Origin of the sequence: Stieleria sp. (genome assembly GCF_041595215.1) — a bacterium.
GTDB classification, from domain to species: Bacteria; Planctomycetota; Planctomycetia; order Pirellulales; family Pirellulaceae; genus Stieleria; species Stieleria magnilauensis.
On the sequence record NZ_JBFHKV010000904.1, the window covers coordinates 1 to 3615 of the forward strand.

Genomic DNA, 3615 nt, shown 5'->3' on the forward strand with positions numbered 1-3615 from the left:
CGTGGCCAAAAATCGAATCGTCGTACTTTTGCCTGCACCGTTGGGGCCGATGAATCCGAACGTCTCCCCGGCTTCAATATGAAGATCCAACTCCTGCACCGCGGTGAAGTCTCCATAGTCCTTTCCGAATCCTGTCAACGTGATCATCTCACTCGCTCTCCGTCGGCGGCGTCGTGTTGTCGGTCGTGTCTGTTGCTTCCGAATCCGGTTTCGAATCTTCCGATTCCGGTGTCGTGGTCTCGATGCGGTTCACACGGCGAAAGTCACTGACAAGATTTTTGTCGGCGACCGGTTCGGGCAGATCGGCATGTTTCAGGTGAATGATGGCGATGGTCTGCGCGGTTCGCTGGCTCGCCGCGGGGGAGATCTCGAGTCCATCGAGCGCACCATCGATTCGTGCGATCAAGCGGATCGTCCCGTTGGGAATGGACTCGGTCGCCGCCAATCGTCTCATCATGTCGTCGGCTTGCATCGGCAAATCGTTGGCGACCATTGAACGCTCGGTGGTGCGAAACTCAACCGTCTTGGTCTCCCCGCGATTCAAGGTCCCGACCACGGCGATTTCCGTGTCGCCTTGATCATTCTTTCGCACCACGAGCGTGTCTAAAAATTCGATGTCGGCTTCGCTGGTCAAGGTGCTGTCGCCGTCGAATTCGATTGCGCCGCCCAGGTCCACCATCTCTTCGCTGTGGACGTAACGCATTCGGTTACTGTTGACGGCAAAATCAGCCAGCGATGGGCCTTCTTCGAACGAGGTGCGGATGAGCGGTTGGATGTCGGTGTTCGGATCCGGCTCGTTGTCCAGCGGGACTGCGATGCCGTCGACCGTGCGAAATTGCAACTCGTAGCGGCTGGAGAGTGAATTGTAGATGCCGATCATGCGGGTCAAATGCGCGCGGGGGTATCCGGCGTGTCCTTCCAGGATCGCAAGTTCCGTCGTGCTGCGGGCAAAGCCGATATCCAGCTGTGCTTGCCGGGCGGCAAACGCCGCACCAATCACGGCGATCAATGGGACCGCAAACCAAGCGTACTCCAACCGGTTCATCAAGCGAAACACGAGATAGTTGATCGGCACCAACACGATCAAATAGATCGCAAGCGATCGAATCACCAGGGCGGAACCCGGAATCTCGATTCCCGCTTCGCTGGTTAGCTTTTGTTGCAGCATCGTGATCGCGTCGCTGGAATCGTTCCAGGCGGAAATGCCCGTCACTGCGTCCACCCTGGAAAACGCGTCGAAGGGACTGTTCTTCTTTTTCTCCTCGTCGTCGGTGCCGGCGAGCAGACTGTCGCGGGTGGTGATGCGGAATCTGGAGTTCACCGCGGCGTCGCTGCGGAGCGTGGTTCCTTGGAAAAACAATCGCAGTTCGCTGGGGTTGTATCCTTGTTCGGCCAGTTCTTCTTGGCTGACGTCGCCGAAATTGGGTTCGACGTATTCCCGCGGGGGACGATTCAGAATCACGCTATTGACGAAGCTGTCGTACGAGTCCCACGCTTCGATCCAGTTGTCGGTCAAATCGAACCGCGGTTGGATGACGGTGCCGCGACCGATGCGTCGTTTCAAAACGAGTGACGCCGTCTTGTCGATGGCTGATGCGTCGGGATCGAGACGCCCGTCGACGGCGATGTGGCTGATCTGAGAGCGAACCAGTTCGATTTGTTTTTGCAGCGATCGATCCGTCGCCACCGAGTTCTTGGTCAACAACTCCGCCGCCGCGTTACCATCCAGTTCGATGTTGCTGGTCGGGACCAGCGGCAACACGTCGGACAGGGAGGTGTTGGCGATGGCGTCGCCGGCCGCCGGCCCGTTGACGATCAAACGACCGCCGAAGCGAATCCAGTCGGCCAGCGCGGTGTGTTGCTGCGGCGTCAACGCGTCTTCGGACAGGTCGTCCCAAAGCACCACGGCGGTGCTGGACCAATCCAACATCGTTTCCGGCAACGGCAGCAAGTCGCTTGCATCCGGCACAACGACGCGATAGTTGCTGTGTCCGGTCGGGTCTTGGATCTCGGACTCAAACGATCGCGTCCAATTGGCCGTTTGCAGACGCGTGAATCGCTCGGGACGCTCGGTCAAAACGACGAAAAAATACTCGCTGCCGCGCATCACGTTGAACGGTTGACCACCGGTATCCAAGATGCCGCCGCTGCGAGGGACGAAACGGCTGGACAGGTTGATGCGTCGAATGTCGATGGAATTGGGAGTCGGGCATCGAAAACGGAAATCAAAGCCGCGCATCTGGCCCTTGGGCAACACGACCGGACGAACCGAATGCAGGCTTTCGATCGTCCCGGTGCGTTCCATGTTGATGTCGCGCAGAATCACCTCCGATCGACTGGACAGTTCTCCGCGTGTGTCAGCCTTGTTGCTGCGGATCGACTGCTCCGCCGTCATCCAGTGCCCCGGTTTGACCGCGCCGATCGACTCGCTTTGGTCCGATGGGAACACGATCGCCGAGCGAGTCGAATAGGCCTCCTGCGGTGCATTCTCTTCTTGGGCGTTGGGGTCGGCCGTCGGGGTCGTCGTGCAGCCTTCACAGCCGACGATCAGCGGGACGGTCAGCAAGGCGAATAGGAAAAACGCGGAACGCGGCATTCGAAAAATCGACGTGGGAAAGTGGCAGGGGAGACGAGTCGGGGGCGGCCCCGTCCGAACCGTGACTAGTGTACGCGATTGGTGCGCCGGAGAGGATTCCCGATGCACAGATTCGCCAACTGGCGATGCAAGTGACTCGCTTCAAATTGAATGCTCCACACGGTCGTAGCTACGTTCGCCAGAGCGTGGAAAACGCCAGAGATCCACCTGCAGGCGAAGGTCGCTGCGTTTGAATGGGGATTCACGATGATTCTTGAAAAAAGTCGCGCCGTCCAGCGAGGGTCATCGTGGGATCAGCCGGTCAGTGCCAGCTTACGCCACCCCATCATTCTGCCCCGTATCATTCTGCCATCCATGCCCTGATTCTCACCGAATTGACGGGGCACGGTGGCTGGGTGGATGGGTCGGAAAATTTTGGAGGTAGGAAGATGATGTCAATCGGTTAGGCGTTCGTTCCTTGTGCTGGAGCCCGCAGGCTCGCGCCAAACGGCTGATATTCGTTTGGCGTCAGCCGGTTCGCGCCAGCGTGCGGGCACCTTCATTGATATTAACTTGGCGGCATTGGGCTTCACGCGCCGGCCATCTCGTGGATCGTGGCGTTGGTCATGTGTTTCCACAGTACCTTGGCGGCATCGAGATCGCCTTGCCTCGCCTGGCCGCGGCCGTAAACGATCCGGTCGTACGCTGCAGTCAATCGGCCCGTCGCGGATTCGACCGGTGCAAACAGTGCCCGCGCATCATGCCGCTGCTTCGTCGCCTGCCTCAATCGTAAACCAAACTCGGAGAACGTTTCGTCACGGTTTCGCTCGAACCCGCGTTCACGGGACCAGGCTTCAAATGCCTGGCAGGTCATCACCACCACACGCCGAGGATCGGTTTCATGACCGATCGGATTTCGGAACGAAGCAAACGGTCGCCGAGGGGCGTCGCGAAGTTTTTCTGGGCCGATCGCGTCCGCCAATCCGGTTGCGTCGCGTTCGCGGCCGAACAACGACTGCCACCACAACGCCAACCGTTCC

At 59.0% G+C, this 3615-nt stretch carries 3 protein-coding genes; all 3 read right to left on the reverse strand.

Annotated elements, in window-relative coordinates; genetic code table 11:
- Nucleotides 1-147: ATP-binding cassette domain-containing protein (locus ABX749_RS26015; RefSeq protein WP_372898571.1), on the reverse strand; the 147-nt coding region annotated here is incomplete at its 3' end.
- Nucleotide 148: 1 nt separating this feature from the next.
- Nucleotides 149-2596: a hypothetical protein gene (locus ABX749_RS26020; RefSeq protein WP_372898569.1), complete on the reverse strand. Its 2448-nt coding sequence runs from the start codon at nucleotides 2594-2596 to the stop codon at nucleotides 149-151.
- 568 nt (nucleotides 2597-3164) lie between these two features.
- On the reverse strand, nucleotides 3165-3615 hold a 451-nt coding region (locus ABX749_RS26025), incomplete at its 5' end, for a DUF4129 domain-containing protein (protein WP_372898570.1).

Coding starts and splice junctions, on each gene's coding strand:
- ABX749_RS26020 (WP_372898569.1), bottom strand. CDS start 2,596: ATGCCGCGTTCCGCGTTTTTCCTATTCGCCTTGCTGACCGTCCCGCTG.